This window comes from uncultured Nitrosomonas sp. (genome assembly GCF_902826915.1).
In the GTDB taxonomy this organism is placed as follows: Bacteria; Pseudomonadota; Gammaproteobacteria; order Burkholderiales; family Nitrosomonadaceae; genus Nitrosomonas.
The window spans coordinates 1-6,856 of the sequence record NZ_CADEGP010000099.1 but is presented as its reverse complement, the minus strand read 5'-3'; the positions used below and the strand labels follow the sequence as shown (position 1 = coordinate 6,856).

Below are 6,856 nucleotides of genomic sequence, written 5' to 3'. Positions count from 1 at the left end.
CAATCGTGTCGTTCCAGATAAAGTTATCTAAACAAACAGTATCGTTTCTTAATTCAATTTTTGATGTCGCAGCATTGTTCCTACTGCTTTCAACAAGCAAATAAGCAGTAGGAATTCCTTCCGTATGCAGTTACTATTTCTCTCCTTAGATTATTCGGAGCGATCTGAATGATTTTCAATTTATCTGGTTAATTTTTCATGCTGGAAAATATCGTCGCGACGATTGATCAATGGATATCTATCGATGTATTGATCGATTTGACGATCGCATCAATCATTGGCTTCATTGCTTCTTTGGTCGCGATTCCATGGATCCTGATTCGTTTGCCGAGTGACTATTTCGATTTGCGCGTTCCTCGTCATTGGATGAAAGATCATCACCCTGTATTGCGCATTATCGGTCGGATTATTAAAAACATGGTTGGCTTTGTATTCCTGCTTGCAGGCTTCCTGATGCTTTTTCTGCCGGGGCAAGGCCTATTGACAATACTTATTGGGATTTCATGTTTGGATTTTCCTAATAAGCGTAGGTTAGAAGCTAAAATTATCGGGCAACCTGCTCTATTAAATATTATTAACGCGCTGCGCCATAAATTCAGTCAGCCTCCACTGACGTTATCATCTGATTCGCAAGAACAGTCATCACTTTGAGTCCTCGTCTCTGAAATAAGTCGAGCTCTATTCACACTTTCTTAACATATTCTTTGCATTGCCTTCGCATAATGTAATTATATAATATTTAGATATAATTTTTTTATATACGAAAGATATATCCTACATGATATAGGACATTATCGGGACAAAAATACTATTAAACTGCTGCAGCCTGTCACTTATTTTGTGAAGGTTTTGAGGATACTATCTCATTGCCAAAAAAGGGCGGATGAAAAGATTAAGAATAATAAGATAAAAGGTATTGGCTAGAGATAAAGGGTTTTGAACATAAATTGGCTTCTGTGGTGTTGTAAATAACAAGTGAAAAAAGGCACTGAATTTTTTGCTACCTAACTTAGAAGCGTAAATTAAATCAAATACTGTATTGACTGCAACTGTAGCGATATCATTTTTCTTATAGCCGAAGGCTATCCCCAGATGCAATAGCGAGAGATTCTTAGCTGTATGGCATTTCATCCAGCAGCTTAAACATAACAATATTGCTTTATTAGACAAGGAATTACTCAATAAATCGGAGTGATCGTTCTGATAACCGGTGATCTGCTGATTATCAAACCACACTTGATTGGTAGAGATAACGAACAACGAAAGTTATTAATTTAAGTGTAGTAAGTCAGCACAGTGCAAAAAGTGCCGAGCTTGCTAAATTTATAGACAATGATAGGAGTCAGATAAAATGGCAAATTTCAGCAGAACTGATTTAGATTTTCTACTTGAGCAGATAGCGATTGCTGATGCAGATTCCGCAGCGCAGCAGGCAGGTACTTTCAACGCATTGCCAGGACTTGTGGGTGATCCAGTGCTGTCTTTTGGCTTGCGCAATGTCGATGGATCTTATAACAATCTGGTCAATGGCCAGAGCTTGTTTGGTGCGGCAGACCGGGTGTTTCCGCGCTTGCTGGCGCCGGAGTTCAGGCCGGGGGAAGATGTGCCTGAGGGCTTTGGATCGCCTGGCCAGGCAGTCGGTACTTCGACTCATTATAACCAGACAGCAGGCTTAGTATTTGATTCGCAGCCGCGTTTGGTCAGTAATCTGATTGTTGACCAGACAGACAGCAACCCTGCCGCAACAAACGCTTTTGTGAATACGAATGGCTCAGAAGTGGTGAGTGGCACTCGTGCCGATGGCGTAACAACTTTTGAAACATATTTCATTCCCAATACCACACCTGATGAAGGCTTGTCGGCACCGTTCAATTCGTGGTTTACGCTGTTTGGCCAGTTTTTTGATCATGGATTGGATTTGGTGAATAAAGGCCAAAGTGGTACCGTTTTTGTTCCACTGCAACCGGGTGATCCACTGTATGAGGAGGGTTCACCGACTAATTTCATGACTCTGACCAGGGCGACCAATCTGCCCGGCGCCGATGGTGTCATAGGGACTGGTGATGATGGCCGTAATCACATTAACCAGACCACACCGTTTGTAGATCAAAACCAGACCTATACCTCGCATCCTTCGCATCAGGTGTTCTTGCGTGAATATGCAATCAACCTAAATACAGGTGATCCGGTTCCAACCGGTAAGCTGTTGGAAGGTTCCGGCGGTTTGGGCGGTCTTGCTACCTGGGCCGATATTAAAGCACAAGCCCAAACCATGCTGGGTTTGAATCTGACCGATGTTGATTTAACAAATCTGCCGTTACTGGCGACCGATACGTATGGCAAGTTTATCCCGGGTCCCAATGGTTACGCGCAATTGGTGCTGCCGGGAAATAATTTACTCGAAGGTAACCCAGCCGATAACGGTGGAAATGGGGTAAATATTCCAGGTAATGTGGTGCGCACCGGCCATGCTTTCCTGGATGATATCGCGCATACTGCAGTACCGAAATTTTTTGAGGGTGCGCTAAATCCTGATCCGGACATCAATGTTGGTAACACACCGGCTTCTAAAACATACGATGACGAGTTGCTAAATGCACACTTTATCACCGGCGATGGTCGCGGCAATGAGAATATTGGCTTGACCACGGTACATACTGTGTTTCATGCCGAGCATAATCGGAAAGTTGATGAAATCAAAGATTTGATTACGACGAGTGGTGACCCTGCATTCATTAACGAATGGAAGTTGCCTGGTAATCAGTGGGATGGCGAGAAATTGTTTCAAGCCGCGCGTTTTGCGACTGAAATGCAATATCAGCACTTGGTATTCGAGGAATTTGCGCGCAAAGTGCAACCAAATGTCGATGTCTTTGTGGATTATGACAGTAGCATCGATCCTGCCATCATGGCCGAGTTTGCCCATGTGGTGTATCGCTTTGGCCATTCGATGCTGACTGAAACCGTTGCCAGAACGGATGCCAATGGCAATGAGGATGATATTGGATTGATTCAGGCCTTCTTGAATCCGGTGGAATTCGCGGATGGTTATACGGATAATCTTGATGCTGCCGCAGCGGTGGTGAGAGGGATGACCAAGCAAGTCGGTAATGAGATCGATGAATTCGTCACCGAAGCCTTGCGCAACAATCTTGTCGGGTTGCCACTTGATTTGGCGGCGATCAACATGACGCGCGCTCGCGATGCCGGTGTTCCCGGATTGAACGATGCACGCCGCATGTTTTTTGATGATAGCGGGCTGAGTGCAGTGGAGCCTTATGTTAGTTGGAACGATTTTGGCGCGGCACTTCGGCACCCGGAATCGTTAGTTAATTTTATTGCCGCGTATGGCAATCATCCAAGTATCGCCGCAGCTACCGACAATGCAGGCAAACGTGCCGCAGCGCAGAATCTCATAGATGGCAATAGTGATTTTATGAATAGCGATGGCACCTTCACCACTGCAAATACCGGATTGGATTCTGTCGATTTCTGGATTGGCGGTTTGGCTGAAGCGCAAGCACCTTTTGGCGGATTATTGGGTTCAACGTTTAATTTCGTGTTTGAAACCCAGATGGAGAATTTGCAGAACGGCGATCGTTTTTACTATCTGGCGCGTACTGCCGGGCTGGACTTCTTCACACAACTGGAAGAAAACTCCTTTGCTGAAATGATCATGCGCAACTTGCCGGATGTGAAACATCTGCCCTTCGATGTGTTTTCAACGCCAACATATACTTTCGAAGCGGCCAATTTATTGGTGAATCCCACCGGTATATTCAATGACCCAAGCACGCCTTATAACGAGACTGCCTTGCTGGTGAGAGACACTTCGTTAGGGTCCAATACCATTCGCTACAATGGCGGAGAGCATATTGTGATGGGTGGTACGGAAGGGGTTGACAGGCTTCGGGCGGGAAATGGTGATGACACTTTATGGGGAGATGGTGGCAATGATCGCCTCGAAGGTGGTGGCGGCAATGATTCGATCAATGGTGGTGATGGTAACGATAGAATTACCGACACTACGGGTGACGACAATATTAAAGGCGGCGATGGACATGATTTCATCAACGGTGGTGCCGGTATCAATTTGATTTTAGCTGGGGATGGTCATGATTTTGTCGTGACCGGAAACGATAGCTCGGAAGTTTTTGCCGGCCCCGGTAACGACTTTATTTATGGCAATACGGCGAATGCCGCCATGATTGGTAACGAGGGACACGATTGGATTCAGAACGGAACTGCCGGTGGTGCCGTGGGTGACAATAATGATCCCTTCAATACCTCAAGAATTCGCGGTAATGATGTCTTTGTCGGTGGTGGTGGTGCCGATGACTTCACGGGTGAAGGCGGGGATGACATCATGAACGGCTTGGCCGGTGTGGACAGAATAGACGGTGACGTGGGTTTTGATTGGGTGGTCAGTGATGGCTTTGGCCAACCTGCCAATATCGATTTGAATCGGCTCATTATTGAAGCGGGTCTTCCAGGGCAGGATTTGACTGTCGATCGGTTCAAATTTGTTGAGGCGGCATCTGGTTGGAATTTGAACGATATCATCCGCGGTGATGATACAACCAGTGTTGAATTAACACTGGTTGATCCAGCCTCGGGACAAAATAACGCACTGAATAACACGAATAACCCAGCGAGCGGGGGGCACAGTGCGGCGGATAGGATAGCGCTGATTACGGGTTTGAGTAATTTGTTGGGCGGCGCCACCAGCTTTGATTCAGGAAATATATTACTCGGTGGTGGCGGCAGCGATGTGCTCGAAGGCCGTGGTGGCGATGACATCATCGATGGTGATGCATGGCTCAACACAAAGATTGTCGCAAACGGCACAACCACGTTCGACCATATGACCGGCACACTTCGGACAGCAGTGCAAAATGGAACCTATAGTCCGGACCAGCTGACCATCGTGCGTGAAATTCTATCCAACAGTACCGGTATTGATACTGCGGTGTACCAGGACGTATTTGCCAACTATGTGGTGAATTCAGATTCCACCGGCACTATATTCGTTGATCACGCTAATCCTACTAATAATAATCTTGACGATGGCAGCGATAGGGTTCGTAACGTCGAGCGGCTGCAGTTTGCAGATAGGATTGCGATTGTCGGCACTCTCGGCAACGATAATCTAGTGGGTACAGCGGGCAATGATGTTCTGTTGGGTTTGCTTGGCAACGACACCCTGGATGGCCTGGACGGTGTGGATGTGTTAAACGGCGGTGCGGGTGACGATACCTATATCGTTGATACCACGACCGATACGATTACCGAATTTGCTGGCGGCGGTACTGATACGGTTGAAAGCTCGGTGACATACACATTGGGTCTAAACCTGGAGAATCTGACGCTGACAGGTACTGCAGCGAATGGTACGGGCAATAACCTTAACAACGTGTTAACCGGCAATGCCAGCGCCAACGTACTCACGGGCTTGGTAGGTAACGACACCCTAATTTCAGGGGGCGGTGCGGATACATTAAGAGGTGGTTTAGATAACGACACGTATGTGATTAGTAGTCTGCCGGTCACGATCACCGAGTTGTTTAATCAAGGTATCGATACGGTCGAAAGCGCAGTGACATTCACGTTGACTAACAATTTCGAGAACCTCACGCTGACTGGAGGGGGTGCGATTAACGGAACCGGCAATGGCTTAGCCAATATCCTTATCGGTAATAGCGGCAACAATACGCTCAGTGGCGGACCTAGAACCGATACGCTTAATGGCGGTGATGGCGACGATACGCTGATTGGCGGGCCGCATGCTGACATTCTGGCAGGCGGAGCGGGTGCGGATACCTTTAAATACCTTGCAGCAGTTTTTCATTCCAATGTTGCAAATAGAGACACCATCATGGACTTCGTGAGCGGAACCGATACGATTGACCTGAGTGCGATCGATGGTAATACAACAATGGCATTTCCAGGTGATCAAGCATTTATCTTTGTCGGAGATAATGCTTTCAGCGGTAGGAGTCAGCTACGTTATGACCCGTTAACGGGTTTGCTGGAAGGTAACACGGCTGGAAATAACGCTCCTGAGTTCCAGATTCTGTTGGCAGGAGCACCAACGCTTGTTGAGGGAGATCTGGTGTTGTAAACACCGGAAAAGGGGGTGACACCCATCAGTTTACTTTGATCTGATGGGTGTCAATAAGTTTTTTCAGGGTTTATACATAATCAAGATGTACGCAAAGTGCGATTTGATTTAGAAAATTAACTTTAGGGAGGGCATTATCATGAAAAGCGGAGAATATGAATCTAATTTAGGCAACGATATTGACTCGGATTCTCCATTGAATGAATCGCGGCGTGCGTTTTTTAAAACAACGGGAGCCACGATTCTGGCCGCGCCGGCCATTCTAACCTCGCGCAAAAGTGCAGCGTATTCCTGATGATGAATCGGCTACCGCCCAACCCGCTAACCACGCTCTGGCTGAGAAATTTGTCAGAAGAGATGGAGTTCGCTGGAATAAACCGATCTGGCCAGTGGCGCTTTGTTTCCGTATTGTGATCCAAATCGCTGAACGTAACCGGTGGAGCATGGCGTCTACACTGGCTGATCCAATCCAAATCATGGCGACGACTAGTCATCTTGATCCAAAGGCGGTGCATGCCGGTATACACACTGTCTATAATGTTTCTATCAGCTAAACCTTTATCAATCTCCCGGAAGATCCGGGAGATTGCCTGATATATCTTACAAGCTATGGCATACAACCTAAAAAGGCTGCCCAGATTGTATGTTAATAAACAGATACCATGTGCAATCACAGGAGAAATGCGCCTTCTGAGCCGATAATGATCGATAAAAGTGATTGTTCGCGTGATTTCA

The 6,856-nt window shown here is 46.6% G+C and carries 4 protein-coding genes; all 4 read left to right on the top strand.

Going from position 1 to position 6,856, the window contains the following annotated elements; all coding sequences use genetic code 11:
- Positions 1-198 precede the first annotated feature (198 nt).
- Complete coding sequence (locus tag QZV86_RS12930; protein WP_295628926.1) at positions 199-651, top strand: PGPGW domain-containing protein; 453 nt, start codon at positions 199-201, stop codon at positions 649-651.
- Between the two features lie 700 nt (positions 652-1,351).
- Positions 1,352-6,121 (top strand): peroxidase family protein, encoded by a 4,770-nt coding sequence (locus QZV86_RS12925; RefSeq protein WP_295628923.1) that lies wholly within the window; start codon positions 1,352-1,354, stop codon positions 6,119-6,121.
- Positions 6,122-6,260: 139 nt separating this feature from the next.
- Entirely contained in the window at positions 6,261-6,416 is a 156-nt protein-coding gene (locus tag QZV86_RS12920) for a hypothetical protein (protein WP_295628921.1), read from the top strand.
- Positions 6,400-6,675, top strand: coding sequence for a hypothetical protein (locus tag QZV86_RS12915; protein ID WP_295628918.1), 276 nt, complete (start codon positions 6,400-6,402; stop codon positions 6,673-6,675). Before QZV86_RS12920 ends, QZV86_RS12915 begins: the two co-directional genes overlap by 17 nt.
- Positions 6,676-6,856 lie beyond the last annotated feature (181 nt).

Bases quoted from the DNA above. Each gene is read 5' to 3' on its own strand.
- QZV86_RS12930 (WP_295628926.1), top strand. From the start codon at position 199: ATGCTGGAAAATATCGTCGCGACGATTGATCAATGGATATCTATCGAT.
- QZV86_RS12925 (WP_295628923.1), top strand. From the start codon at position 1,352: ATGGCAAATTTCAGCAGAACTGATTTAGATTTTCTACTTGAGCAGATA.
- QZV86_RS12920 (WP_295628921.1), top strand. From the start codon at position 6,261: ATGAAAAGCGGAGAATATGAATCTAATTTAGGCAACGATATTGACTCG.